The following is a 23,714-nucleotide window of genomic DNA, read 5'->3' on the forward strand; positions in this document are numbered from 1 at the left end:
GTGGTTATAAAGTATATTTTTCTGCGTTTTACACAATATTTTGTGGTTTATCTGTATCATGTCACATTTGACATTTTGGATCATGCAATATCTCGTCTTCCTACTTTCCAACCATCCATTTTAAACCACCCTGTTGGCTCATAGAGACGTTTTTGAGTTGATCCTATCAATCTACCGTCAAACTCTATCAAACGCCCTCTACACGCCCCAGAATCGTCCAGAAGCACCCATCCGTCTCCTACGTGTACATACCGTCCAATCATTTCACTTTCCACCCTCCACCGGTCATAGTTACTAATCGCAAAATGATATCTGGGTTTCTCACATCGAATAACGTCTTTCTCAGCGAAAAGTCCCGTGCCGCAAATCCCTTTACATCCTCCACGATGACTTGTCCATTCTCCTTGTACATGAAATCTGCAGTGTATTTGATTCCACGCTTCTTTTTTCCCATCTTGGTGAATGGTTCTACCAACACGAATGCTGGCTGTAAGGTCAGCTCACTTATCTCCCCAGCACGTTCAAGCAACATCAGCATCCGATATCTCTCAGCCTCCATCTTGCTTGCAAATTCTATTCCATCCTTAACCGTCTTCTTGGCTCCATACTTGTTGCCCCTCAAGCTGCACCACCTCCCTTCCGTTTCACCAGTTCATGATTCACCCGCGTTTTTGGTATGCCCAGTTCCTTTGCTATGTCCGACCGCAGCCAACCATACTCTGCCAGCTCGAAGATCCGATTTGACTGTTCTGTGGTAAGTGGCACATCCAAGCTTTGTATGATCAAGTCCGGCCCCGGTTCCACCTTTGTCTTCACGTACATCTTGTATTGCTCTCCCTTCTGCCGCCCCTTACGTGTGGATTTACGCTCCTTGATCTGTCCTCCGGCTGCCCAGTGCTTTTTTCTCATGTCGTCGTCCTTCTTTCGTCTGTAGTGGCTTTCCCGTTCTTCTGCGATCTCGTCAATCAACTGAACTACCTTGTTGGCAATGAACTGTTTACGTTGTGCTGCCGGTATCCCAAACATCGCAGCTTCGGAATCAACTCGCGATACGATCCGGTCGGCATCCTCCAACTTCTCGCGCAGCAGATACTCCCATGGTGCGTATATGTCGTGCATCTCTTTGTGATTCATCCCCAGTCCCTCCTTCCATGCCAAAGGCCTCTCGGCCTCGGCGCAGGAATTCGTCGTAGTCTTGGTCTATCAGGTCGTAATCGTCTATTGGTTGTTTCATGCAAACCCTCTCCCGTTCGCTATTAATATCCATTCATTCTTTTCCTGATCCCATTCATAAAGCGAATCCCAAAGTGGTGCATTGAAAAACAAGGTCACTCTTTTTGCTTTCCTGAACTTATTGCTGAACACGTCTTCCAAATCCTTAACTTTTGTACACTCATCATCATGGTCAGATAATCCGTTGGTGTAAGTTCGTTTCAGCGACAGACCTCGGTGGTAGTGTATCGTCATTACAACCTCACCGAATCCCACATCCAACCAAGTCTCTTTGTTCAAAAATTTATCGTCTACCGAGAGCATTCATATCCTCTCCCTATCTAAATCTTTGGTTTAACTCCATGCCGCCTTCAATGATCACCATATAGTCCTTGCACATCTCATGTATCCGGCCGCCTAGAGCTTCGTCTATGTCGCACAGAGCAGCGATATCCCGTTCCGAACTGATCAGCGTTGGTTTTTGCTCCAGATACCTGTGGTTGATGACCTCGATCATTTTCTCCACTTCCCAGTCACTCGGCATTTTGATGCCCGTTTGCTTGTCCTTCTTGCCGCCCTTGAACAAGTCGTCGATGAACAATACCTCGGCCGTTTTTAGTTTTTGGAGCCTTGTACCTGCTGTGTCCAAGTTGTCTTTTAATTCGCTGAATCCCTCGATGTACGGAAAATAGAATACCGCTACACCCTTTTTTAACAGGTGGTTACTCACTCCCATAAGCAAATGTGTCTTACCAGCTCCCGATTGTCCGAGCAGTGCCGCGCTGTTCTGAGGCAAATCCTTGATCTTTTCAAACGACTCTGCATATTCAACCGCTGCTTGGTATGCCTCTTTGACAATAGCGGCCGCCCCATCCGTTACAAAGTTGCTCAGCGTCTTCTTCCGGAACCGGTCTGAAATCTGGCTAGACTTCATGAGTCGTTCAATCGCTCGCTCTTTCGTACAAGGGCAGTCCTCCCATTGGTCTCTGTAGTCAAATGGCTTGTCGCTGAGTTGCACACGTTTGAGCCATCCCAGTTCATCCTTACATTGGTTGCATCGGTAGCGCTTAGGTTCCGCTGCGGCGGCGACTTCGTTGGTTGAGGAAAGCAAATTTGCTCTCTGGCGGATTTTGTCCAGGTCTAACTTCTTCAGTTCGCCCTTTATGCTCTGCATGTTTAGCCCTCCTGTCCTTTGATTCTTGTCTGCTGCTTATACCAGCTTCGACCCACCTGTCGCTGATCGATTGCAAATACCTCAGGTTAACGCTCCCGTTCTCTGCTGACTCATAAGCCTCTTGGAGCAGTTCCTTACAAAATGATTCGTCATAACCGTTCTCTCTCAATCTTCCAAAGAATCCGAGTAGGTTTGATGGCATTACGATTTTGTTTGTCAGTCTTAACCAAACATCTTGGAGCGGTTCGCTAGTAGTAGATGTAGTAGATATATTTATTAAGTTCTTTACATTCTTGTTTGTGTTCACTGGTTGTTCATCCGTTGTTCGCTGGTTGTTCAATGGTTGTTCGTTTTGTTGTTCGCCTGATTGGTAATCAGACCATGAAAGTATTGATATCAAGCGTTTATTATTGCTTGTTCGTTGTTCAAGTTGTTGTTCGTTTTCGAATCTTTTTAAGATGCGTTGCACTTTACTTTCGTGAATACTAAATTTCTCTCCAATCGACTTTCTACCCGTGATTAATTGACCTGGCTGGAGGATGATCTTTTCCCCGGCGAACACTGCCGGATGTTCTTTATGTGTCGCGTTCATAAGTAAATATATCCACACCGCCAGATGGTCAGCATCCTTGCACACCACAGGGTTGTCCAATGTCTTCCGGTGGAGTTTGATCCATCCGTCCATAAGTCCACCACCTAAGCTCCTTTTTGATTAGCGAAGTACTCCTCGATCTCCGCTATCCTGATCTTTGACCACCTGATAAGTTCCTCGTTGAACTCCATTGCGCCGCGATCATCGAACCTCTCTGCATGTTCAAAATCAATACCAGCACGTTCCAATGTGTCTTCCCACACCACTAATTCAAGTCGCATCAATTCGTTGTTATCCGTCACTTGATGTATCCTCCTTGGGTATAGACTCCCTACCCTGACCTCCGTAATCCTCCCACGCTGTCTGTATCACGGCTTGCAATACCTGTCTGCATAATGAGCTGTCCAAGGTGTTGACCCACTCTCTCAACTCACGTGATGTAAAACTTCCGTCACTCTTGATGAATGACCACGCCTCGCCGATGGCTTTAATGAACTGCCTGTCACGTTCATTCATGCTTCATCCCTACCCTCTCCCTTTGCCCATTTAGCAAATCCGACGAGTGTCATCGTAAGCCAGTAGTCTTTATTGTCTGGCTGGTAATACAGGTCTGCATCGTCTTTGTGTCGATTGCCGATCAGTACAACCTTGCGAAACTTACCTTTGCCGTTGTGATAGGTTCGGCCTTCTTGGATATCTTGGGGTTTCATGCTTCTTCCTCCCCAGGTAGGATAAGGCTGTACCAGCCTCCGTATATTTGTTTGCGTGCCCATGCGATGTGTTTGTCTAGCAACATGTCCTCGATTTCTTTTTCCGTCTTGCCTTCAAACTCTTCATCTGGGATATCGATTACCTCATTCTTTTTATCCAACCTTGCCCAAAATTCGTATTGTGCCATTTATGTGTCCTCCCCAGGTAGGTTGATAGGCACCCAATGAGTTATATCTTTTACCAAGTAACCACCGCGTCTGTGCCAACTATATCCATCGCCTTCTAATCGTTTTGCATGTACAGCAACCATTACTCGCTCTCCGTCCGTTACTAGATGAGGTACATGGCTTTCGATGCTGCGGTCTGTTGGATCGTATTTACGCCACTCTATCATTCTGTATCCGCTCCTTCCCCACCCAATTTCACCATGCGGCCTGTGGAATCTATTACCGTATCAGGTGTTCCATAACCGCGTTCTGCCGCTATTAAGGCACGTTTTTGCAAGTCCTCCTTGGACAATGGTTCGTACCACTCCGAGAACCACACCCGCTGTTCACCGACATAGAAATAGTGCGTAACTCTTTTACTCATTCTTATCCGCTCCTTCCTTGGGAGCCAACACAACTCTTTCAAGCGGGATCGTGTACAATTCGTCTTCATATCTCAAGTGAGCGTAGGTACCAAATCTAAAGTGCTCAATGCTGTATAACAACACTCCTTTGAGGAATGGGTATTGAGTTTCATTTATCGCGTCCACGATGTCACCTGGTTTAAGTGCTGTTTGTTGATCATCCATCTTGTATATCCTCCTATTTGGGGAGACCGACCAAAATATCTTGATACGGCCCCCGTTTCACTGGGTTTATTCGTTCGACTCGATGGCCTATCGGCCGTTAACCAACATTTTCCGGCACTGAAATTGGCGTCCAATGCGTGTGATAATCCGGCCAATCTGTATCTAAAGGCGATCCGCAATACGGAGATTCTTCAACCGGGAACTTCCACCAGAGCACATCTCCAAAATCTTCATGCCATTCGTCCAAAGTGCGCGCTTCTTTCAGTTTCTTGACTTGTTCCTCCGCTGCTGTTAATCGTTCGATGAGTGGGTCAAGCCATGCATCTACCATCCACGCTGGTCCGGGCATTGCTGATTTTAATAACTTCTTAGTCTCCTGAAATGCTTCATTCATCCGTCTATCCCTCCTATATGTCCAGTACAGCCAATAGAGCTGCCTTACAGATTGCTTCAGGTGCAGTTTCCGCTTGTTCGCACCAGTTTGTCCCACGGTAGTCCAACGCACAATCCCATTTCTCATAGAATCCAACGTTTACCTCCATTCCGAAATAAATCATTTTATTCAATACATCCCATGCTGCGGATATATCCGTTGAATAGTTTGGTAAAGGAGTATCAAGTGAATCTATGAAATGATACTTGCCGACAATAGTGACCTCTTTAACCCCCATGACAATCAAAGCCACATGTGAATCAAGTTCCCGTCCCTTTTTGAGTTCCGGCACTTGCTCCCGGGTCAACGCTGTTTGTGTCATCTATATATCCTCCCTAACCTATTTTCGTTTGAATCCAAAGCTTGCTATTGAAATGCACATTGCCATCCACATCAACAACGTATATCCCGGGTGTGCGTTCATCCAATCAACCAGTGTCATGTGTTATATCCTCCTTGGTAGGGAGAGTCCTCAAAGGACCTCGCTCCCAAATATTTGTATTTTGCAGGAATTTACGTCCACTCCGCCGAAACAGGATGTTCAGAGGAGGGGTGTAAATGTTTGATAATTTATCTCGCGAGGATGCAGTGAAACTCTTAGAGCGCATTCAACATTGGATCAATAGCAGCGAAGAAGATGAGTTCAGCAAGGCCATATCATTTAATCTAATAAAAATCGAATTTGATAAAGTCTTACATAAGCCGCAAGAAGAAAGAATGCTTGCATTTGAAGTAATAACCGATTTGGGAAAAAGTGAAATTGTTTTTGCTGCATCAAAATCTAGAGCTAAAAATGAATCTGATGCACATAGTGCTGGCAATACTTTCTTTTCGCTGAGAGTTAAACGTCGTCCCGATTTGGATCAATATGTTGAATCAGGTCTACCAGATAATTTTGATATCACTAAGCGTCCTGAGTAGGCGCTTTTTTTATATCTTGGTTCCCCTCTCCTTCCTGACCCAAATAGGCCCTAGCAAGCTCTGCACAGCTTGCACCGCGTATATTGACTCCGCCATGTTCGGCTATTTCTTTTAGTACTTTTCGCGCCTCTTCAAGTTCCTTGTACTGCTTTTTTTCTGACTGTAGCAAACGTGCAATTTGTTCCCCCTGCCGAATGCCCACTGTTGCTATTTCTTCGTTTTGTTCTTTTAGTCGATTTATGGTGTACTTCCTACCTGTGAGAATTATTTCTTTCTCTTCAAGCTCCTTTCCCTGTTTGTTTACCAACTGCTGCAGCCGGTTCATTTCTGCGGACTGCTGTTCAATGAGTGTTCGGTATTCTTCAAGCTCCTTGCGGAGCCGATCAACAGTTTCATCGGCTTCAATTCGCTCTTGTCTGGTAAATGCGTGTATAGCAGACAAATCTTCCAGCATCGTGAGCAGATAAGCGATATATTCAGGAGCCTTGGCGATCAAGTCAGCGTCCGCTTCACGAATGTAGGTATATTCAACACCAACTCCAAAAGCATGCCCTACAATGCTGTCTGGTGCTTTGAGTTGAGGGTGGTCATACTCCGTTCCGATCAGAGTTTCTTCATGTTTCCCTAGTTTGGAGCGATACACTTTCCACGGACCCGGTGTAGCTGCCGCCAACGCTTGTTTGATTTCTTCCTGCTTACTCATGACTGTTCTTCCTCCCCTAAAACCCATTTTTTATATTCTGCCAACTGCTGCCGAAGCAACTTATTTTCCAATCGCACTTCGCTGATTGAGCGACACGTTTTATGCTTCATCAGGTTGTCGTTCCAGCCCAGCTCATCCTCGTATATTTGACCATCGCAGATATAACAGATTCCGAGGATACAACCGCTTGCCATCTGTATATACCTCCCTAATCTCGTATTCTTTCAAAATCCCCGTAAAACTCGCGCACAGGCTGCCACTCCAACTCTCCCCATCCATCCGTATGCTGGTAGTAGACATTGCCATCGGCGCATTCCGCAAACGCGAATATCACTATGTCAGGACGGCCTACCAGATGATAAAAGTGTTCCAACCGCATCGTTATTCTCTCTTTTACCATCTGTAAGCACCTCCGCTAAATCACTTTTTACGAAACTGTTTCCTCAAGCACTTGTCACACACGACATATGACTGTTTACCGTGGACGCTGACCGTTCGTGAGCATTGCATACACTTGGATTTATGTGGGATTAGAAATTTGTAATCCATCTGTATATCCCTCCTTGGTTAGAGGCCCTAAGCCCCTTATTTATTGCCGTACTGTTCAAGCAGCTTCGTGATTAAAACATGGTTTATATCCTCCCATATACATCCGCTGTTCTTGAGTTGGATGATCTTCTGATTTCCAGCTTTGATTGCATTGTTCCAGGCCGTTTCTATTTGCTCACGTGTAAATCCGTTATCAAAGCACCAAGCTTTAGCTCTGTTCCTACGTCCTTCGAACTGGTGCATGTTATCTCTCCTTTGGTGGGCCTAGCCCGGATATGTGGTATGTGGTGGGAAGAGGCTATGCCCCTTCCTCTCAAAATAGTGTTAATTGCTCTATTGCCTCTTTCTCGATAACCGGTACAGGTTCCGCTGCCTGCTCGATCTGCCTATCTTCTCTTTTCCACGTGTGACCTTTATCTTTCCACTTTTCCTTTGTCCAGCCGTAGAAATGATCAGCATGCCATTCCATGAATTCTTTCTTTACCTCGTCATTTTTCCAGATCCATGGACGCCATTGACTGTGCGGGTCTTTTAATGGTTTATTAATCATCCACCAACCAGGGTTTCCTAACTGATATTCACGTTCAATGGCATCATAGAGCCCACCAGTTAAGGTGTGATGAATGTTCCCATAGTGATAAGGGTTTTTCTTTTTCCCCCGATCCTTGCTGATGCAGTCGTACACCAATACTTTGGTTGAATCATATATGGATGGGACTACCTTATATGAGATCAGCTCACCGACTGCAAAATTTGGATGTTTCTGCATTGCCAACACTTTGTCATCTGCTCCGATCCAGTCCGTGGATGGTTTGGAAATGATCGATTTATCTATTAGCTCCAGTTGACTCAATGCGTTCACCGTCCTTTAATTGGATCAGTCTTGCATTCGTTCCACCGCAATACGGACAAGCAGGTTCTTCGATTTCGTTGTCTACCTCCTGTCGGATCGCATAGCCCAGTCCGCACTCACACTCGTAAATATCCCAACGTGTATTCATGTCTCTGCCCCTTCCTCTTTGGTATGGTCGGGAGTGTGTCTTGTCTCCCTTCCTCTGTTATCCCCGGTGGGGTATCCGTGTTGGCTTTAAATTGTCACCTTTGACTCAATGTACTGCCTGATCCCTTTGACCTCTTCCAGAAGCTCTGAGAGAGTCGTGGCAGTGCTGTCCATGACCTTCATCTTCACGATCTTGTTCAAGCAGCTTTGTAAGTCCGGATAGTAACCGTGAGTTTTGTAGTTCTCCGTTACCTTGCCGCCTTCGCCTACCGTTTGTTTGCCTGAGTATTCCTTGATGATGAATTGCATGCTGTCCGATTCGATGTACAAGTTTTCTTCGATCTGAATTTTCATGTGGGTGTATCCTCCCTTAGATGGTTTATTGGGCAAAACGAACCTTAATCAACTCAATTACTGCCTGATACTCTTTACCATACTCATTGTCTCCATGACGTGTCCGTACTGCCTCTTCAAACTCCTGCAAAGTCCCACTAAAACATCCGCGCTTAACCTCTATTCCATCATCTTTAGAGCGATATGCAGTTAATGTCCCATCCTCTGATCCAATGGGAGTAATCACCATCACCTGTCTGATTTTTTCCACCCGAGCATTGCCGTACACCCAAGCATTGCCGGACACCCGAGCATTGCCGTACACCCAAGCATCGCCGGACACCTGAGCATTGCCGTACACCCAAGCATCGCCGGACACCTGAGCATTGCCGGACACCTGAGCATTGCCGGACACCCGAGCATTGCCGTACACCCAAGCATCGCCGGACACCTGAGCATTGCCGGACACCTGAGCATTGCCGGACACCCGAGCATTGCCGTACACCCAAGCATTGCCGCACACCTGAGCATTGCCGGACACCCGAGCATTGCCGGACACCCAAGCATTGCCGCACACCCAAGCATTGCCGTACACCCAAGCATCGCCGTACACCCAAGCATCGCCGGACTGATTCAGGTTTTCTTCTTTTTCAATCCAGCCACCCTCTTCTCCGACCTCAACACCACCAAACTCCATAACTGCTCTGATTTGGTGCAGTGTACGTCCAAAGTATTCTTTCGTAACTCCAGTAAATTCGTATTTTTTCATGCTTGTCTCTCCCTTAGTTTTGGTGGGTTATGCGTTGTATTGGTGATAACTCCGGACCTCACCAGTTGTCGTAAGCTTCATTGTCCTCAGTTTCTTCCTCTTCTTCTGCATCAAATTGTCCGAATTACACTAACACCGCGAACTCCTTTATCAACCGATCCTTGTCCGAGTGGGTGTCTTCAAAATGTTTAAAAAAGTAATCCAAGACCTTTTCTTTATCTAACATAGTCATCCATCCTTTTAGGTTCTCTTTGTATAGGTGATTTCTCAGGTATGCCTAGCTTCATGCAACGTACATGGTCCTGTAATATGGGCATCCATGTTTTCTTGCTGCTGTGTACCTTTTGGTGCATTTCAACGCTCAGTAGGATGCAATTATCTACCTCGTACTTTCCTCCTTGCGATCCGTACACAATACGGTGCAACTCCAGCCTTGTTCCTGTCACGCCCGTTATGGCGCACCAGTTGCCTCCGTCACGCTCGATTACCGCCTTGCGTACCTTTTCCTTGGTCATGTATTCGGGATCGTCCAGAGCGTGGTTACGGCGTTTCTTCGGCGCTTTTTCCTTGCGGTTGTGGTTGTTGAACAGGTTCATGCGCCACGGCATGATGCTCTTTTCCTTTTTGCGTGCCAGTGCCATGCATATCTTCCTCCTTCGTAAATGGGCCGATACTCGGCTCTCCTAGTGGGCTTCCGTCGTCGTAGAATAGGGTATCTTCGTATCTCATTAGAATGGAAGGTCATCATCGCTGATATCGATTGGCTTACCATTGTCGTTAAACGGATCACTGTCATTTCTGTTACCACCCTGCTGTTCTCCGCGCTCCAGAAACCGCACATTGTCCGCGATAACCTCAGTCACGTACACACGATTGCCTTCGTTGTTCTCGTAGTTCCGTACCTGAATGCGTCCTTCGACTGCAGCCAGACGTCCTTTGCGTAGATAGTTAGCGCACGCCTCGGCAGTTTGTCTCCATGTCACTATTGGTATGAAGTCGGTTTCCTTATCGCCGAATGGTCGATCCACCGCAAGATTAAATGATGCGGTAGCAGTTCCGTTTGGCGTATATCTCAGCTCGGGGTCTCGGGTTAGTCTTCCGATCAAAATCACGCGATTCAACATATTAAGCAGTCTCCTTTGTGTCCTTCATGGACTTTAAATTTTCAATGAATTCTTGTGCGATTTTCTCTGTTAGCTGAACTAATGACTTTTTATATAGCTTGGCAGTCTGTTTATTGAGGTCTGGTTCTTTATATCCAAGGCCAGTCCATAGCTCTTTGATTTCAGTAATTTGTTTTTGGTTAATCATTTCGACCAAATCATGCTTGGCTTGGAATGCGTCTGGATCATCTTTATCCGTAGCAATATTGAAGAATTTCAACATGAAGTATTTCTCTCCATAGGTAAGTGCCTTCCCTACGCCCTTTTCCCCAGCTATGTCCACACCCTGTGCATACCACGGGCATTCGATCGTATCGTCTGGATTGTCAGCGTCTACCCATGTCATGGTCATGGTTAATTCCGTGAAATATGTTGTTGTTTTCTTCGGATTGTTGTACTTATCTGTGCTATCTACTGTTTCTGCAAGGATATTAGTATCAACGATCCGCGGTATGAGTAGTAGATTGAGCTCGTCCAGCTTCTTGCGTACAGCAGCCAGCACTTGCGAACTGCCAGTATATTTATATTGATGTCCTTCACTTTCTTTCTGGAGATAAGGAACTTCCTTCCGGACTTCAATTAGCTTCTGGTAAATGTTCAAGTACCTCAGCCTCCAATTCATAGTCCACGCGAACGCGGCGTATTACGAATCTATGCGGTGCATCTGGACAGTGACGAGTTGTTAACCAATGCTCCAGATCATCTTGTCTACTGAATCTCATTGCGTGCATGTAGTCCTCAGTAGGCTGAGCGACACGATCCAAGTAATGTCCATCTTTATGCTGTGGGATGTATCTGTATTGTGTAGGCATTCCATTCTTCCTTTCGTTGTGGTATAGTGGGTGTAATCTAATTTGCAAAGCGATTTTCTAAGGCTGCCGATGCTACGGCGGCCTTTTCTCGTCTAAGGGCAATGGCGCTGTTCATTTGATACACTCGTTTCAACGTCTCCGTCAGTGTCCCTCTCTGGCTTGCGATCTGCTCCAGCTGTTCGAAGTGTTTTCGATCTGTTGGCGGTACTTTCATCCTTCCTCACCTCCACTAACTTAATTGGTCTGCCCCATCCATAGTGTTCTAAGATGTCATCCACGTTTCTAAAAGTTTCGTCTTTACTCACGCTGTACGTCTGTCCTCCCGATCCTCTGGATGGAATAGCTTGTCCAACTCCACCGCTCTCGCTTCATATATAACGTCCGGACGTTTTAGCTCAAAATCTACTGCCCAAGCGTTACCTTCTCCACCTTGTTCCATTTCATCAGCAAGCTGATTCAGCCAGTAGGACTGGTCTCGTAGATACTGGATGTAATCAGATCTGCTCATGTTAGCTGGCATCGTCATAGCCACCGCCTCCAATCTTCCGTACATTCACGGCAAACTTGTTATCTACCGCCTCCAGCATGCAGTTCAGGCAATGTCCTTGCTTGCTGTTTCCGCTGTATACTTCGTACTCTGCTGGCTTGTTGCATCCGCATGTTGTTGCAGGGTTAACGATGGGAATCAAGTTGTTACTGTTCTTGCGGATCAGTTTCAGGTTAGGCATCTTTTTTCAGCTCCTTCATCTTATTGAGGTAGTCCAGCTTTTTGAGCTTGCCCAGTGCCGCGAGCACTTCCCTCCGGCGCGCTTCCGTCTCTGCTGTTGTGACCATAGTTACTCGCATATACTCGCCACCTTTCGATAAATTGTGTACAATATATTGAGTTTGTTGTTTTATACATATCTGCATGTTGTGTTATGCGCCTGGATTCTCTCGATCCATGTACGGGATGATTCCGCGTTTACCAAGTATCTCGTGAATGAATAGTCTTCCTTTTTGAGTCCATCGTGTGTTCATCTTTACTGTCCGTTCGCCGCTGTTATGAAGAATGTCTAGCGTTTGGGACTTCGTGTATCCCTTGTCTTGGTGTTTGGCATACAGTAACCATTGATTGTTTTGTTTGTACTGGATCTTCTCTTCATGGAGGATTTGGTTCAGTGCTGCTCCAGAAAGTCCGTAGTCTTTTGCAATTTGTGTGACCGTCACAGCGTCTTTACTGTGTAGGATCTGATCCAGGTAAGTGAGTTTAGGTTCGTATTCCTTCACTCGTTGTTCAAGCATCAGGTTTTCCGTTTGAAGTTGCTCATTCTTGTCAACTTGTTCCACCAGAGCAACTAAAGCTTCTTTGTAATTTTGAGGCAGGTTAGGCAATGCAAGTTTGCGTTCCATTTCAGCGAATCGTGATACATATGTGGCTGTGAAGAGCACGCCTTTTTGACCAGTCATTTTGTTGGCTACCATGTCGCAGCCGAGACGAGTTAAAAGGAAGCAATCATAGGTTTTGTTGTTACCTTCAACTTTGTAGGTGCTGGGAGTAAAAAAATCCTGAGAACGGAAATCTCCGTTTTCTAAATGTTGAATGTATCCTTTGATTCTTTCTAATAAGTCTGAATGTCTGATACTGATCATTTCAGCTACTTCTCTGCTGTCTGCCAGCAATGTTCCGTTGTTGTTCACTATATTTAATTGGCTCACTTCGATTCGCTCCTTGTTAAGCTAATTTTTTATTACACATTTCGTGTAAGTTTTTCTCAAAAAAAAGTTCCTCTTCTTCTAAATCAGAAACATCAACACCGAATAACTTGGCAATAATAACTGCTTGATCGTAACCTAGTTTGTTTCGCCCTGCTTCAATGTTGCCGTATCCGCTGGGGTAACGATAACCTAGTGCTTTAGAAAGGAATGTTTGGCTGATGCCGCGTTCCATTCGAAGTTGTCGAAGTTTTTTTCTCATTTTCTCACCTCATTTACTCATATTGTGTAACTCATGTCTTTATAATACATACACATTTCGTGTAAGTCAACACTTTTCGTGTAAATAATTATTTTTATTGTGTAAGAGTGGTAAGATTAAATATTAGGAGGTGTGCAAATGTCTACTTTAGGAGAGCGTCTGCGAAGGGAACGAGAGAAATTCGGATGGTCTCAAGTATACGTTTCAAAACAATTAGGATTAAAAAGGAGCAGTACATATGCAAACTGGGAGTACGACCTGAGAGAACCGGATTTGGATATGATAAATAAATTAGCTACCTTATTCGAGCTTTCGCCATCTGAGTTAACTGGTTTTGAGGAAACAGAACCGACCATGATTCGTGAAACGAGGGAACAATACTTAACAGAAGAAACAAGAAAACTTGCTGAGGAAATTAACAACTTACCGGATCATAAAAGAAAGATACTGCTTGATATGTTGGAAGCATTAAAAGAAGAAAACAAAAAATGAAGCAACCAGCCTCACTCTTTTAATAGAGAGATCAGCTGGTTCAAACGATTTTCAATGCGTTCCAAATTAAGAGTCTGGGCAACGGTTTTTAATCTAGTTATTTGATCGATATCACAACTCTGTAGTATTTCAAAAATTTCTTCCGTGTCCATCTGATCATCTCCCGTGTCATAGTTGCCATTTGGTAATACTCATTTTAAGGGAACGTTTGTTCTGTTACAAGATAAAAAAATATATAGCGAGGCCAGATCATGGTGTACAAACCTGGTCGTTGCCTGCTGACAGTAAGATTACGCGAGATCAAACGTACTCAACAATGGTTAAGTGACGTAACTGGCATTCCTAAGTCTTCTATATCAGAATACGCCACTAACAGAAGAACCATGTCTTTAGCAACCGCTATGACCATTGCCGCGGCGATTGGTTGCTATATTGATGATCTGTACGAGCGAATCGAAGTCAGCAGCATTGAGTGACGTTTCTGTCACTCCGACCGGGGCGAGAGTTCGCTATGTAGCGAACTTGGGTACAACAAAAACCGAGTAGTCATAAGATTATGTACTTCGATTTAGTTGGTACACATACTATATCAGACCTTACATGTCACATGCTGTCGAATCGTGCAAAAAAATAGCACCTTTAATGGTGTTAAACCCCACTTGACAGTGTTAATTCGTGAACTTTTTTCGAACATGTACGCGAGATCCGTCAGAAAAGTATATCCATGTACCTTTATCAGTTGATTCTTTGCTCTTGATTTTAATTGTATTAACAATCGTAGACCTATCCATAGACTCAAATCCATACGGCTTGTAGGCCGCGTCTGCGTCTTTCATTAAATGGATGGCAATAAACGATCCCTTCTCTGTGTGGAAGGCCAGTGTACGACCAGCATTACCACTAATCTGCCAGGGTTCGATGAAATTAACATCCTGTTCCAACGAAAATAGAACGAAATCGGAATCATCGTCCTGTCTTCCATGCATTTTGATGCCAATAATATCCACGATGTCACTCCTAATATAGTATGTAACTATATTAAAACAAGAAAGTGATGGAAGCATCGGACAAAATATACCAAGGAAATAACGGGAAATGATATAATAAGCTGGCATACATAATAGTAAACTACCGCAACCGATGCGGAACTAATGAGGAGAATATGAGATATGAATTGGAACTGGGATTGGCTTTATCTTATTTATTCAATTGCAGCAGTGATTTTAGTGTTTTCATTTTTGTGGAAGATTATTGAAAAAGCAGTGATTATATTAGTGATTCTACTGTTAAATGATAGAGCGGGTGTATTTGTGGTTAACATCTTATCTTTATTGCCACATTATTTATTCGCTTCTTTCACAGCGTTTACTGTTATCGGGATAAGCGGAAACGAAAAGAATTGGGTTCTAATAACAATAGGTGGATTATTCTTGTTTTTTAATGAAGTATGGGGAGTTACATTGGCTAAGCAAGAAGCTGCAAAAAATTATGATTTCAATACATACAAAACATTAAACTTTAAATACTGGGTCATTTTAATTGAAATGATTTTCTATATATATGTTATATTTGACCCAAGACCAGCCATTAACAAACTTACTCAGGGTACAGCAAATATAATAGATTGGGTGCAAGACATTCCGTTTCTTAACTGGATTATAGCAGCGGCGGCATTTATATATGCTGTCTACATTTCTTTAATAGCCTTAGCGTCTATTTTAGGTTCTTTTGCATCATTGTTTACGAGAAACGATAACTTAAACCAATAACCTGCACCCTTCGGGGTGCTTTTTCATCTTCACTAGCACCCCTAATGCAATTAAGATTTCGTTTTCAATACATCGCGCTGCAAATGTCGCCAGCTTTGTGCCTTTGCCTTGCTGAAAGCTTTCAATGGCTTTGATCAAACCAATCGTTCCAATGGAAATCAGGTCCTCCTGATCTTCGCCGGTATTATCAAACTTCTTGACGATATGCGCCACAAGACGCAGATTGTGTTCAATGAGCAGATTGCGCGAGTGGGCATTGCCTTCAGCCATGAGGCGCAGGTGTTTGGCTTCGTCATCCTCAGCGAGCGGCTGAGGAAACGCATTGTTTTTGACATATGAAACGAGTAACGTTAATTCTTTGATGAACAGAGCTATTGCGGTAAACAATCCGGGCACAGATGACACCTCCTGCAGTTTTACAACGATCTGGCCTGAGCACATAAGGGAACAGGGTCGATCTATTGTATGTGGGCAGAGGCCTAGAAGTGCACGTACCAATAAATCCGCATCAAAATAAACACGTTACACACTCACCGTAACAATTGAACCCACTCTCTCCAGCAACAAAAACTCTTTCTCCACACTTTCAATAAAGTATGTTCTCTCCCCAAACAAAATCACATCATGCTGTACCAGCGGAACTTCGCTTTTGAAATAGATAAAGTTATCCGTTTCCCGAAATGCCCCTTTATAATAAAACATCGTTATCCAGTCCCTCACTTTCACGAAAATACCTATGTACGCCTCATATTATACTATTTACCCTTCTGATTTGAATCTGCTTCACCGAGAAAAATACATAAAGCCTCAGGCGCTGTATAATACAAGCCTGAGGCTGATGCTCATCCCAATACTCCCTCTTAACGCTACCCTCTTCTTAGAGAATAGTGTGGATGGAACGTTCAGATGATTACTTTTGGATGGAAGCTGGTGTACTATTTAAAAATGCGTTGCGAGAACTGATACAGGCCACTATTCCAAACTTTTGGTTCATGTCCACCTACATCCTGATACCAAATGTGTGGAACGTTCATACTGCTGAGGCCATTTTTAAAATTCTGACTCACCCACAGCAGACCATCACTTCCTCCACAGGAAATCCAGAGCAATTTCAGTTTGCTGGCCGCCTGTCCAGGATTCGTGATCAACTGGTTCACAGGCTTCGTATTCGGAGCTGCCGAGAAGGCACCTACATAAGCGAACGTATCCAGATTCTTCAATCCAAAGTTGAGAGATTGTCCGCCACCCATGGACAGGCCAGCAAGTGCACGATTGTTTTTATCCTTATACACGGGATAAGTTCTCTCAATATGCGGGATGAGATCCTTGAGCAGATCTTGCTCGAACCGTTCAAAAGCGGCAACCTTATCCGGTGCGTAAATATCACCTACCGGGCGGTCATCCTTCATCGCACGGCCATTCGGCATAACCACGATCATCTGGGACAGTTTTCCTTCCGAATACAGGTTGTCCAGAATGTTCTTCGGTTTCATCGCGTTAGCCCACTCGTGCTCATCCCCGCCAATCCCGTGCAGCAGGTACAGCACGCTATACTTTTTATTAGGTGAATATCCAGGCGGCGTGTACACCATCGCTTTCCGTGCATTGCCAACTGTCGTAGAATTATAGGTAATGAGGTTCATATTCCCATGCGGAATGTTATTCCGATAGCCATCATACCCTGCTGGTGCCGGTACAACCGGCGTAGAATTTAGAGTATTGTTAATCTCATTGGTGGGAGCATTGGTGGATTCATATGCAGTGTTCTGAGCAGAAATTTCGCTAGATTCCGTGGCAGACGCCATCGTTGGAGCAAGCATAGCAACAACCATAGAAAGACTTAAAAGGATAGAAACACGTTTCTTCATTCACTTTTCTCCTCTCAATTGGGTTAATCACAAGCAACACTTCTGTCATGAAAGCCCTTACAAATAAATCCACCACCTCCCTTCCGTCACACGCACTGAGGATAGAATACGTTGAAATTTGTAGATTTGACTTGAATTATCTCTCAAAATTACTTATATAGTATATTTAAACTTATTTATCCAATTTTTGCAACTATATTCGACACATTGTATCTATACGTAATCTTTCTTAACATCAAGCAAAGAATTCACTCTTCTCTTTTCTAACAAAACTACACTATAAAAAAATGTAAAATACTGTTGTTAAATTGAATATTTTACCTTATTATAATCTCAAACAAGGAGGTGTCTATACCAAATTACAATATTTTTTCGTTTTTTCCTGTCTACAGGCATTTAATTCACCAAGTCAGGCGGCATGATTGATTGTTCTGCAAACCAACTATTTCTTGGGAGGGAAATGATTGTGAACAAACTTCGCTCATCTATTCAAAAGACATGGGCCTCATTTTTGGTTTTCACGTTATTGCTGCCTTTACTTGTCGGTCTTTGGCCTACCAATGCCTACTCTGCTTCTAACAACGAGGGAAAACTATACATAACAGCCGACAATGAATTCTCGCTTTTTGTTAACGGTAAACAAGCAGGTAAAGGGGATGACTGGACCAAAGCCTATACGTTCCCTGTCCCCATTCAACCTGGCACCAATGTTATTGCGGTTCAAGCCAAGGACTGGGGTTCGTATGCCGGACTGCTGGCAGATCTCAGTTATGAAGATGAAAATCTGGTTACTGACTTCAACTGGAAAGTATCTGAACGATACGTTGAGGGTTGGGAACAACCAAGATTCGATGATACATCCTGGGCGCGCGCTTCAGATTTTGGACGTTACGGCAGTGATCCATGGAAACAAATCCAAGGCATGCCGGAAGAGACAAGTGCACGTTGGATCTGGGCAGGCAAAACAAATGTGGATGCCCCGATTGCGGAAGCTTATTTCCGCATTACGTTTACCATTTCGGAAGACGGCCTGGGGGTCAGCAATCCGATTACATCCTCCGGGCAGTTTGAGCAGGTGGATTATCAATTAAAACCGACACAACCTATGCCATCTTCCATCGTGCAAAAACTACCCGTCGTTAATTCCGTCTTCGAAACGGTGGAAGATAAAGGTTCAATCGAACTGAATTCCCGAGAAGCCGCTCAGATTGGAAACCTGCTTTCCCCTGGTCAGATTTTTCTGGATGAGTCTTCCGCCAGGGCAATTAAAGTGGCTAGCACCAGCAAAAGTAAAGATGGATTACTGGTGGATTACACCACACCTGGTGTAGATGAACTGTTTGATTACTATGATATTCCTGAGCAGGAAGTTTCTTTGGAAGAGCGAAATATCGTCATGCCTGATCTGGACATGGTGCTGGAAAGCAATGAGCGGCTTGGCGCTTTGTCTGTATCCGATGAGCAGATCAATGCGAATCAAGAAATAAAACATTTCAACATCGACAACACGCTCCAGCAAGACGCTAATATCTCAAATCCAGATCATCCTGACGAGCAAGCCTTCACATCTATCGATCCTATGGGTCTAAGTAACGAAACCTTGATTCAACAGGGTGACGAAACTACGATCCATCAGAGTGAAGATGCTTCCGTTGATTTGAATCAGGCAAACTCCGCAGACATCACTGAGGCAAACGCCATAGATATGAATGAGCTAATTCGCACTGCCGGGGCAGGGGATTTTGCTACTTGTAAAAAATCGGGCAACGAGTTTGTCTGTGATTTCAAAAAAGTACTTGTAAATCAACAAAATGCAAACGGCAACAAAGTTTACGTTGAAGCGGGCGGCAAACTTACATTGATCGCACCCAAGGTAACGGGAAAATACGGTTTCTGGGGAAAATACGATCTTAAATTCACAGCAGGTGAGAAAGCGAACGTCTACATTAAAGGCGACGCCAAATTCAAAAAAGAAGTTAAAGTGCCGATTATGGGCTTCAATATCGGTGCAGGTAGCCTGGGATCCGTATCCGTTGGAGTATTCCTTGTCATCGGTATTGATGGCAATGTCACATTTGAATTCCAAGTGGATCAGGGGTATACCGTCACTCTAGGTGTAAAAGGTAAAACACGGGCCTATATTCCTGTACAAATCAAGCCTTACAGCAATGTGAGCCGTTATCTTACCGTGACACATAAAATTGAAGGACAAGTTACGGCTTGGGCAGGAGCCAAAGCTGAAGTGAGTTTGAAAATTGCAGGCAAGAAAATATTAGAGGTCAGTGTGTTCGCAGGCATTGAGGCCACAGGAAAGTGGACAAGTAGCAACAGTGTTCCAAGCACCATGTCCCTTACCATCGATGCGCTCGTGAAGGGGGAAGGCGCTGTATTTAATAAATCCTTCAAACTCTTTGAGCTACGCTGGAATCTCGTAAGATTGGTAAAAAATCCTACCAATCCGGGAACCGGGCAGAACCTGGCGAGAAATGCAACCATAACCGCATCCTCCACCTATCCGGGGTACTCAACAGCCCGAATCAATGACGGCGACCGTAACACGGCACTTGGGGAAAGTTATAGCTGGGCAAATAATCGTAATTCCTCATTACCGCAATATGTCATTCTTGATCTGCCTGCATCCAGTTCCATTCAGCGGATTGATCTATATACAACCAAGGGTTATGTCCTTGCCAACTACGACCTGCAATACTGGAATGGTTCAAACTGGGTAAACCTGGTTCAAGTCACAGGCAACCAGGAGACGACACGATCACATACTTTTGCAGCAGTAAACACCTCCAAGGTACGTGTCGTTGCTAGCAGAGGGCCTTCACATCAGCCAACCTATGTTCGAATTAACGAGCTTGAAATCTATTAAATACAGTAGAAAAAACCTCAGTTTTCTTGTTTATAACAAGAGGCTGAGGTTTTCTTCATTATCATTAGGCTATAGTTTTTAATTTAATGCACCGATACGGGATGAATACCATCTGCACCTTCAGGCGAAGATTCCTTATCCTGCTTAAACAAACTGAGTAACAATCCAAGCAAGCCAAGTGCTGCAATTACTGCGGCGTAGATTGGCACTGATATCAGTCCTGTGTGTGTAATGGCAAATCCGCCGAGATAAGCCCCGGCCGCATTCCCCAGATTAAATGCAGAGTGGCTGGATGTCGTCGCCAGCAGCGGAGCTTCACGCGTCATATTCATAATGCGAAGCTGAAGTCCCGGCATAATGCCAAAAGCTGCGACACCCCAAAAGAAGATCGTGATTACCGCCAACACGGGATTGTGTAGTGTCAGCGTTAATGCAGCGAGTAGTACAGCAAGAATACCGAAGTTCACAATCAGTGAAGGCATAAGCTTCCAGTCCGCCAGACGACCACCAACCATATTCCCGAGCGTAACACCGAAGCCAAACAGCACCAGAATCCAGGTTACACTTTGCTCTGCAAAACCACTAATATCAACCAGCATCGGTGTAATGTAAGTGAAAACTGCAAACAAACTTCCGCAGCCCATTGCTCCGATTAGAAGCACAAGCAATACCTGTGGGCGGATCAGGTTACGGAACTGCTGTCCCAGGTTAGCTGGTGTACCTTGCGGAATAACCGGGATAAAACGAATAATACCAAGCAGTGAAACAATGCCCAGAATGGTAATCGCCCCAAAAGAGGAACGCCAGCCAAGCTGTTGACCGATAAATGTACCAAACGGAACACCGATAATATTGGCGATGGTCAGTCCCGCAAGCACTACCGACACCGCACCAGCTCTCCGATCTGGTGTTACAAGCTTGGTAGCCATGATTGAACCTACGCCAAGGAACGTGCCGTGAGCAAATGCCGTCAGGATACGTGCCGAGATGAGTAGCCCATACGTAGGCGCAATGACAGACAAGGCGTTACCTATTATGAAAATGCACATCAGCAGCACCAATAGTTTTTTCTGTGGAATCTTGTGCGTGAAAACGGTTAGAATGGGAGCGCCTACGGCTACGCCGAGTGCATATCCCGTAATTAGTTGTCCCGCCTGTGGAATGCTAACGTTCAGATCCGTTGCCACATTAGGCAGCAAACCCATAATGATGAATTCAGTCATGCCAATGGCGAATGCCCCAATCGTCAAGCACAGCAGCGACAAAGGAAACGGTTTTCTTTTACCGGATGTTGTGGTCTGTGATGTACTCGTTGATTCCTCCCGTTCACCCGCAACAGGTTCTAATGAATGTTCTGTCTTACTCATGATGTTTTCTCTTCTCCTGTCCTTCATATATCATAATGTTACGCCTAGCTCGTTCTCTTCATGTTCTATGATTTTTTCTGCGCGGCATTGCCCGATGCTTTTAACCATAAAGCCTCATTTAATTGAGCAAACGTATCTCTCATTGCCAGCTTGTCCTGCCAATGGGATGGAATCCCGCTTCGCCCGTAATACGCACCCGCAATCTGTCCATAGACAGCACCGGTTGTATCTGCATCATCTCCCAGATTAACGGCAAGCAACACCCCATCCGAAAAACTGGATGACTTGTTGAACGCCCAAAGCGCTGCTTCCAGAGAACGAACCACATACCCGCTGCCTTGGATTTCGGGCGGTTCTTTACGCTCGTATGACCCCATAACCACTTCTTCGATGGCAGGTGAAAAAGAACTCCCTTTCTCCGTCCGCCAGCGCTTCATCGTCTCTGGAGATAACATCGTAGCCTTGTCTGCTCCATGGAATCCCGCCACAAGAATGGCTGCCAGCACTTCGCAAGCCTCTACACTTTCCGTCGCTGCATGTGTTGTCCGCGAACTCAGCCCTGCGTAACGAACCGCCTCTGACGGTTGAAGCGCATAAGCCATGGCAACTGGAGCAAGCCTCATGATGGAGCCATTCCCGGCAGTCATGGGGTCAGTTGATCCACTGTAAGCTTCACCGGTTCGAGCAAATCGTTCCAGCGCGCTTCGCGTAGCTCCACCAATATCAAAACAATCTCCGGTACTGCTCATATAACCGATCTTATACCAATTCGTATAGCGGCGCATCTGATCAGCGGGATCGAAATTTTCCTGACGCACCAGACTTTCCGCCAGACACAGAGCCATAGAGGTATCGTCCGTCCATTCTCCCGCTTTTAATCCAAACACTCCGCCGCCTATCATATCTGTGACAGGTTCAAAAGTACCCGGACTGCTGAATTCAACAGTTGTTCCTAGCGCATCTCCTACTGCGAGCCCAATCAAACCGCCCTCAAAACGATCTCTTTGCAGCATGTTCTCTTCCTCCTTCACATCACTTATCCAACAGGCAACTCGTGGCCTTATTGTCCCACATGCGCTGATCTGGCGTAAAGCAAATTAAACTAAAGTTGCCGATTCATTTCTTCTATTATAAACGTGTCGAAAGCTGTTGAATGGTCCAATACGATTCATTTTCAACAATTTTTTTTATTTTTTTCGTGTTGAAAAAACCGTTCATCCATTACACCGCTTACATGCAAAGGGCTTAACGGTTTGCAAGGTTTCACATTTTCTGAAAGTAAGTCACACATGTGAAAATTTTCAATGTAAACATTCATGACACACTTGACCCTATTCTTTGTCCTGTGGTACGGTTTTATTAGATTCAACGCATATTTTTTCCCAAATTAATATCCCTATCCCGCTTTTTGCGTTAACTAACATTCCGCGAGTTAATGAATGTACGGGAATTAATTTGCAGAGAATTCACGAAAGTTAGTGTTTCATTTTCCAACCCAAAAACAAATTCTGAAAACAGGAGGAACAAATTGATGATTAAGGCACTGATTTTTGACTTCGACGGAACGATTATTGACACAGAGACAGCTTGGTATATCGCATTTCGGGATGCGTACAAAGAACATGGTGTTGATCTAACACTGGAGATGTATTCCAAGTGCATTGGTACCAGTCTCAAAACCTTCAATCCGTATGAGTACCTCATCACAGATTTGAACCTTCCGATTGATCGGGATGCGTTCAGGGAATCGGTCCAATTGCAGCATGCTGCATTGATGAACAAAGAAAAGGTTCGCCCAGGTATACAGGAATATTTGGAACAAGCAAGCAAAGCCGGTATAAAGCTCGCTGTAGCTTCCAGCTCAAAACGTGAATGGGTAGAGCAACACCTGGAGCAACTGAAATTAAAAGACTATTTCGAAGTGATCCGCACGGCAGATGATGTTGCCAATGTAAAGCCTGATCCGGAACTGTACAATCAAGCACTCGAAGCCCTTGGAGTAACTGCAGACGAGGCCGTAGCCATTGAGGATTCACCTAACGGCGCGCGTGCAGCATCTTCTGCTGGTATGCATTGCGTTGTCATCTCGAATACCATCACCGGAACGTTGGCATTCGATATGCCTCACCAGCGACTATCCTGCCTGACCGACCTGCCATTTAACGATTTGATCTCGAAGCCACTCGTCACCACCGCCTAAGGTCTGCACGAATTT

General features: G+C 44.8%; 44 protein-coding genes and 1 pseudogene. 6 read left to right on the plus strand and 39 right to left on the minus strand.

The features are described from left to right. Positions 1 to 259 precede the first annotated feature (259 nt). From H7T88_RS18780 to H7T88_RS18845, 14 genes are all read right to left on the minus strand, one after another. Complete coding sequence (locus H7T88_RS18780) at positions 260 to 622, minus strand: DUF1064 domain-containing protein (RefSeq protein WP_221789779.1); 363 nt, start codon at positions 620 to 622, stop codon at positions 260 to 262. Next, entirely contained in the window at positions 619 to 1,134 is a 516-nt protein-coding gene (locus tag H7T88_RS18785) for a hypothetical protein (protein ID WP_221789781.1), read from the minus strand. Before H7T88_RS18785 ends, H7T88_RS18780 begins: the two co-directional genes overlap by 4 nt. A gap of 96 nt (positions 1,135 to 1,230) precedes the next feature. Beyond that, positions 1,231 to 1,536, minus strand: coding sequence for a hypothetical protein (locus H7T88_RS18790; protein ID WP_221789782.1), 306 nt, complete (start codon positions 1,534 to 1,536; stop codon positions 1,231 to 1,233). A gap of 13 nt (positions 1,537 to 1,549) precedes the next feature. Beyond that, positions 1,550 to 2,386: an ATP-binding protein gene (locus H7T88_RS18795; protein ID WP_221789784.1), complete on the minus strand. Its 837-nt coding sequence runs from the start codon at positions 2,384 to 2,386 to the stop codon at positions 1,550 to 1,552. Then, entirely contained in the window at positions 2,280 to 3,071 is a 792-nt protein-coding gene (locus H7T88_RS18800; protein ID WP_221789786.1) for a hypothetical protein, read from the minus strand. The genes H7T88_RS18795 and H7T88_RS18800 overlap by 107 nt, the downstream gene beginning before the upstream one ends. 11 nt (positions 3,072 to 3,082) lie before the next feature. Next, the gene (locus H7T88_RS18805; RefSeq protein WP_221789788.1) at positions 3,083 to 3,280 is read right to left on the minus strand and encodes a hypothetical protein; all 198 of its coding nucleotides are present in this window, start codon (positions 3,278 to 3,280) and stop codon (positions 3,083 to 3,085) included. Then, the gene (locus H7T88_RS18810; protein ID WP_221789790.1) at positions 3,270 to 3,494 is read right to left on the minus strand and encodes a hypothetical protein; all 225 of its coding nucleotides are present in this window, start codon (positions 3,492 to 3,494) and stop codon (positions 3,270 to 3,272) included. Before H7T88_RS18810 ends, H7T88_RS18805 begins: the two co-directional genes overlap by 11 nt. Next, a complete protein-coding gene (locus H7T88_RS18815; protein WP_221789791.1) occupies positions 3,491 to 3,688 on the minus strand; it encodes a hypothetical protein in 198 nt (65 codons plus the stop codon). The genes H7T88_RS18810 and H7T88_RS18815 overlap by 4 nt, the downstream gene beginning before the upstream one ends. After that, positions 3,685 to 3,876: a DUF7167 family protein gene (locus tag H7T88_RS18820; protein WP_221789792.1), complete on the minus strand. Its 192-nt coding sequence runs from the start codon at positions 3,874 to 3,876 to the stop codon at positions 3,685 to 3,687. The genes H7T88_RS18815 and H7T88_RS18820 overlap by 4 nt, the downstream gene beginning before the upstream one ends. After that, entirely contained in the window at positions 3,877 to 4,083 is a 207-nt protein-coding gene (locus H7T88_RS18825) for a hypothetical protein (protein WP_221789793.1), read from the minus strand. It lies immediately after the preceding gene. Continuing rightward, positions 4,080 to 4,280, minus strand: a complete 201-nt coding sequence (locus H7T88_RS18830; RefSeq protein ID WP_221789794.1) for a hypothetical protein — start codon at positions 4,278 to 4,280, stop codon at positions 4,080 to 4,082. The genes H7T88_RS18825 and H7T88_RS18830 overlap by 4 nt, the downstream gene beginning before the upstream one ends. Next, a complete protein-coding gene (locus tag H7T88_RS18835; RefSeq protein ID WP_221789795.1) occupies positions 4,273 to 4,485 on the minus strand; it encodes a hypothetical protein in 213 nt (70 codons plus the stop codon). Before H7T88_RS18835 ends, H7T88_RS18830 begins: the two co-directional genes overlap by 8 nt. Before the next feature lie 97 nt (positions 4,486 to 4,582). Beyond that, on the minus strand, positions 4,583 to 4,879 hold the full coding sequence (locus tag H7T88_RS18840; RefSeq protein WP_221789796.1) for a hypothetical protein: 297 nt from the start codon (positions 4,877 to 4,879) through the stop codon (positions 4,583 to 4,585). 13 nt (positions 4,880 to 4,892) lie between these two features. Then, complete coding sequence (locus H7T88_RS18845) at positions 4,893 to 5,240, minus strand: BC1872 family protein (protein WP_221789797.1); 348 nt, start codon at positions 5,238 to 5,240, stop codon at positions 4,893 to 4,895. 236 nt (positions 5,241 to 5,476) lie between these two features. On the opposite strand from H7T88_RS18845, the gene H7T88_RS18850 reads away from it, so the two are divergent. Continuing rightward, positions 5,477 to 5,839 carry a hypothetical protein gene (locus tag H7T88_RS18850; RefSeq protein WP_221789798.1) on the plus strand — a complete coding sequence of 121 codons (363 nt, stop codon included), beginning with the start codon at positions 5,477 to 5,479 and terminating at the stop codon, positions 5,837 to 5,839. On the opposite strand, the gene H7T88_RS18855 is transcribed toward H7T88_RS18850, so the two are convergent. The 18 genes from H7T88_RS18855 to H7T88_RS18935 form a co-directional block, all read right to left on the minus strand. After that, positions 5,823 to 6,542 carry a hypothetical protein gene (locus H7T88_RS18855; RefSeq protein WP_221789800.1) on the minus strand — a complete coding sequence of 240 codons (720 nt, stop codon included), beginning with the start codon at positions 6,540 to 6,542 and terminating at the stop codon, positions 5,823 to 5,825. The genes H7T88_RS18850 and H7T88_RS18855 overlap by 17 nt on opposite strands. Then, positions 6,539 to 6,736 (minus strand): hypothetical protein, encoded by a 198-nt coding sequence (locus H7T88_RS18860; RefSeq protein WP_221789802.1) that lies wholly within the window; start codon positions 6,734 to 6,736, stop codon positions 6,539 to 6,541. The genes H7T88_RS18855 and H7T88_RS18860 overlap by 4 nt, the downstream gene beginning before the upstream one ends. 14 nt (positions 6,737 to 6,750) lie before the next feature. After that, positions 6,751 to 6,942, minus strand: coding sequence for a hypothetical protein (locus H7T88_RS18865; protein WP_221789804.1), 192 nt, complete (start codon positions 6,940 to 6,942; stop codon positions 6,751 to 6,753). Between the two features lie 185 nt (positions 6,943 to 7,127). Further along, on the minus strand, positions 7,128 to 7,334 hold the full coding sequence (locus H7T88_RS18870; protein ID WP_221789806.1) for a hypothetical protein: 207 nt from the start codon (positions 7,332 to 7,334) through the stop codon (positions 7,128 to 7,130). A 70-nt stretch (positions 7,335 to 7,404) separates the two neighbouring features. Beyond that, positions 7,405 to 7,944 (minus strand): hypothetical protein, encoded by a 540-nt coding sequence (locus tag H7T88_RS18875; RefSeq protein ID WP_221789807.1) that lies wholly within the window; start codon positions 7,942 to 7,944, stop codon positions 7,405 to 7,407. Beyond that, positions 7,919 to 8,092, minus strand: a complete 174-nt coding sequence (locus tag H7T88_RS18880; protein WP_221789809.1) for a hypothetical protein — start codon at positions 8,090 to 8,092, stop codon at positions 7,919 to 7,921. The genes H7T88_RS18875 and H7T88_RS18880 overlap by 26 nt, the downstream gene beginning before the upstream one ends. Positions 8,093 to 8,178: 86 nt before the next feature. After that, positions 8,179 to 8,445 (minus strand): hypothetical protein, encoded by a 267-nt coding sequence (locus H7T88_RS18885; RefSeq protein WP_221789811.1) that lies wholly within the window; start codon positions 8,443 to 8,445, stop codon positions 8,179 to 8,181. A 25-nt stretch (positions 8,446 to 8,470) separates the two neighbouring features. Beyond that, on the minus strand, positions 8,471 to 9,193 hold the full coding sequence (locus H7T88_RS18890) for an LbetaH domain-containing protein (protein WP_221789813.1): 723 nt from the start codon (positions 9,191 to 9,193) through the stop codon (positions 8,471 to 8,473). Positions 9,194 to 9,408: 215 nt separating this feature from the next. Next, a complete protein-coding gene (locus tag H7T88_RS18895; RefSeq protein ID WP_221789815.1) occupies positions 9,409 to 9,834 on the minus strand; it encodes an HNH endonuclease family protein in 426 nt (141 codons plus the stop codon). An 87-nt stretch (positions 9,835 to 9,921) separates the two neighbouring features. Continuing rightward, on the minus strand, positions 9,922 to 10,317 hold the full coding sequence (locus H7T88_RS18900) for a single-stranded DNA-binding protein (protein ID WP_221789817.1): 396 nt from the start codon (positions 10,315 to 10,317) through the stop codon (positions 9,922 to 9,924). 1 nt (position 10,318) lies between these two features. Continuing rightward, positions 10,319 to 10,957 (minus strand): ERF family protein, encoded by a 639-nt coding sequence (locus H7T88_RS18905; RefSeq protein ID WP_221789819.1) that lies wholly within the window; start codon positions 10,955 to 10,957, stop codon positions 10,319 to 10,321. Continuing rightward, the gene (locus H7T88_RS18910; protein ID WP_221789821.1) at positions 10,932 to 11,168 is read right to left on the minus strand and encodes a hypothetical protein; all 237 of its coding nucleotides are present in this window, start codon (positions 11,166 to 11,168) and stop codon (positions 10,932 to 10,934) included. Before H7T88_RS18910 ends, H7T88_RS18905 begins: the two co-directional genes overlap by 26 nt. Positions 11,169 to 11,205: 37 nt before the next feature. Further along, entirely contained in the window at positions 11,206 to 11,382 is a 177-nt protein-coding gene (locus H7T88_RS18915) for a hypothetical protein (RefSeq protein WP_221789822.1), read from the minus strand. Positions 11,383 to 11,469: 87 nt separating this feature from the next. Next, entirely contained in the window at positions 11,470 to 11,694 is a 225-nt protein-coding gene (locus tag H7T88_RS18920) for a hypothetical protein (protein WP_221789823.1), read from the minus strand. Further along, positions 11,678 to 11,896 (minus strand): hypothetical protein, encoded by a 219-nt coding sequence (locus H7T88_RS18925; RefSeq protein WP_221789824.1) that lies wholly within the window; start codon positions 11,894 to 11,896, stop codon positions 11,678 to 11,680. Before H7T88_RS18925 ends, H7T88_RS18920 begins: the two co-directional genes overlap by 17 nt. Next, entirely contained in the window at positions 11,889 to 12,014 is a 126-nt protein-coding gene (locus tag H7T88_RS28820; protein ID WP_260511008.1) for a hypothetical protein, read from the minus strand. The genes H7T88_RS18925 and H7T88_RS28820 overlap by 8 nt, the downstream gene beginning before the upstream one ends. 72 nt (positions 12,015 to 12,086) lie before the next feature. After that, a complete protein-coding gene (locus H7T88_RS18930; RefSeq protein ID WP_312027637.1) occupies positions 12,087 to 12,866 on the minus strand; it encodes a Rha family transcriptional regulator in 780 nt (259 codons plus the stop codon). 16 nt (positions 12,867 to 12,882) lie between these two features. Then, the gene (locus tag H7T88_RS18935) at positions 12,883 to 13,125 is read right to left on the minus strand and encodes a helix-turn-helix transcriptional regulator (protein WP_221789825.1); all 243 of its coding nucleotides are present in this window, start codon (positions 13,123 to 13,125) and stop codon (positions 12,883 to 12,885) included. 138 nt (positions 13,126 to 13,263) lie between these two features. Here H7T88_RS18935 and H7T88_RS18940 point away from each other — a divergent pair, with 138 nt between their 5' ends. After that, complete coding sequence (locus tag H7T88_RS18940) at positions 13,264 to 13,617, plus strand: helix-turn-helix domain-containing protein (RefSeq protein ID WP_221789826.1); 354 nt, start codon at positions 13,264 to 13,266, stop codon at positions 13,615 to 13,617. Positions 13,618 to 13,628: 11 nt separating this feature from the next. Here the strand turns inward: H7T88_RS18940 and H7T88_RS18945 are convergent, their stop codons facing one another. Beyond that, entirely contained in the window at positions 13,629 to 13,769 is a 141-nt protein-coding gene (locus H7T88_RS18945; RefSeq protein WP_221789827.1) for a hypothetical protein, read from the minus strand. Between the two features lie 99 nt (positions 13,770 to 13,868). On the opposite strand from H7T88_RS18945, the gene H7T88_RS18950 reads away from it, so the two are divergent. Next, on the plus strand, positions 13,869 to 14,093 hold the full coding sequence (locus H7T88_RS18950; protein WP_221789828.1) for a helix-turn-helix domain-containing protein: 225 nt from the start codon (positions 13,869 to 13,871) through the stop codon (positions 14,091 to 14,093). A gap of 192 nt (positions 14,094 to 14,285) precedes the next feature. On the opposite strand, the gene H7T88_RS18955 is transcribed toward H7T88_RS18950, so the two are convergent. After that, entirely contained in the window at positions 14,286 to 14,624 is a 339-nt protein-coding gene (locus H7T88_RS18955; RefSeq protein WP_221789830.1) for a LytTR family transcriptional regulator DNA-binding domain-containing protein, read from the minus strand. A gap of 162 nt (positions 14,625 to 14,786) precedes the next feature. Here H7T88_RS18955 and H7T88_RS18960 point away from each other — a divergent pair, with 162 nt between their 5' ends. Next, complete coding sequence (locus H7T88_RS18960) at positions 14,787 to 15,386, plus strand: hypothetical protein (protein ID WP_221789832.1); 600 nt, start codon at positions 14,787 to 14,789, stop codon at positions 15,384 to 15,386. Positions 15,387 to 15,404: 18 nt separating this feature from the next. Here H7T88_RS18960 and H7T88_RS18965 read toward each other — a convergent pair. The 3 genes and pseudogenes from H7T88_RS18965 to H7T88_RS18975 all read right to left on the minus strand — a co-directional run. Then, positions 15,405 to 15,782 (minus strand): annotated as a pseudogene (locus H7T88_RS18965) (sigma-70 family RNA polymerase sigma factor); the annotation flags it as partial. Between the two features lie 126 nt (positions 15,783 to 15,908). Beyond that, positions 15,909 to 16,088, minus strand: a complete 180-nt coding sequence (locus H7T88_RS18970; RefSeq protein ID WP_221789833.1) for a hypothetical protein — start codon at positions 16,086 to 16,088, stop codon at positions 15,909 to 15,911. 233 nt (positions 16,089 to 16,321) lie between these two features. Beyond that, positions 16,322 to 17,254, minus strand: a complete 933-nt coding sequence (locus H7T88_RS18975; RefSeq protein WP_221789834.1) for an alpha/beta hydrolase — start codon at positions 17,252 to 17,254, stop codon at positions 16,322 to 16,324. Between the two features lie 466 nt (positions 17,255 to 17,720). Between H7T88_RS18975 and H7T88_RS18980 the strand changes: the two genes are divergently transcribed. Beyond that, the gene (locus H7T88_RS18980) at positions 17,721 to 20,132 is read left to right on the plus strand and encodes a galactose-binding domain-containing protein (protein ID WP_221789835.1); all 2,412 of its coding nucleotides are present in this window, start codon (positions 17,721 to 17,723) and stop codon (positions 20,130 to 20,132) included. 83 nt (positions 20,133 to 20,215) lie between these two features. On the opposite strand, the gene H7T88_RS18985 is transcribed toward H7T88_RS18980, so the two are convergent. Beyond that, positions 20,216 to 21,499: an MFS transporter gene (locus H7T88_RS18985; protein ID WP_260511009.1), complete on the minus strand. Its 1,284-nt coding sequence runs from the start codon at positions 21,497 to 21,499 to the stop codon at positions 20,216 to 20,218. Between the two features lie 65 nt (positions 21,500 to 21,564). Then, the gene (locus H7T88_RS18990; protein WP_221789836.1) at positions 21,565 to 22,512 is read right to left on the minus strand and encodes an ADP-ribosylglycohydrolase family protein; all 948 of its coding nucleotides are present in this window, start codon (positions 22,510 to 22,512) and stop codon (positions 21,565 to 21,567) included. A 518-nt stretch (positions 22,513 to 23,030) separates the two neighbouring features. Between H7T88_RS18990 and H7T88_RS18995 the strand changes: the two genes are divergently transcribed. Then, the gene (locus H7T88_RS18995; protein ID WP_221789837.1) at positions 23,031 to 23,699 is read left to right on the plus strand and encodes an HAD family hydrolase; all 669 of its coding nucleotides are present in this window, start codon (positions 23,031 to 23,033) and stop codon (positions 23,697 to 23,699) included. Positions 23,700 to 23,714: the final 15 nt, after the last annotated feature.

Source organism: Paenibacillus cucumis (ex Kampfer et al. 2016) (assembly GCF_019748695.1).
Taxonomy (GTDB): domain Bacteria; phylum Bacillota; class Bacilli; order Paenibacillales; family Paenibacillaceae; genus Paenibacillus; species Paenibacillus polysaccharolyticus.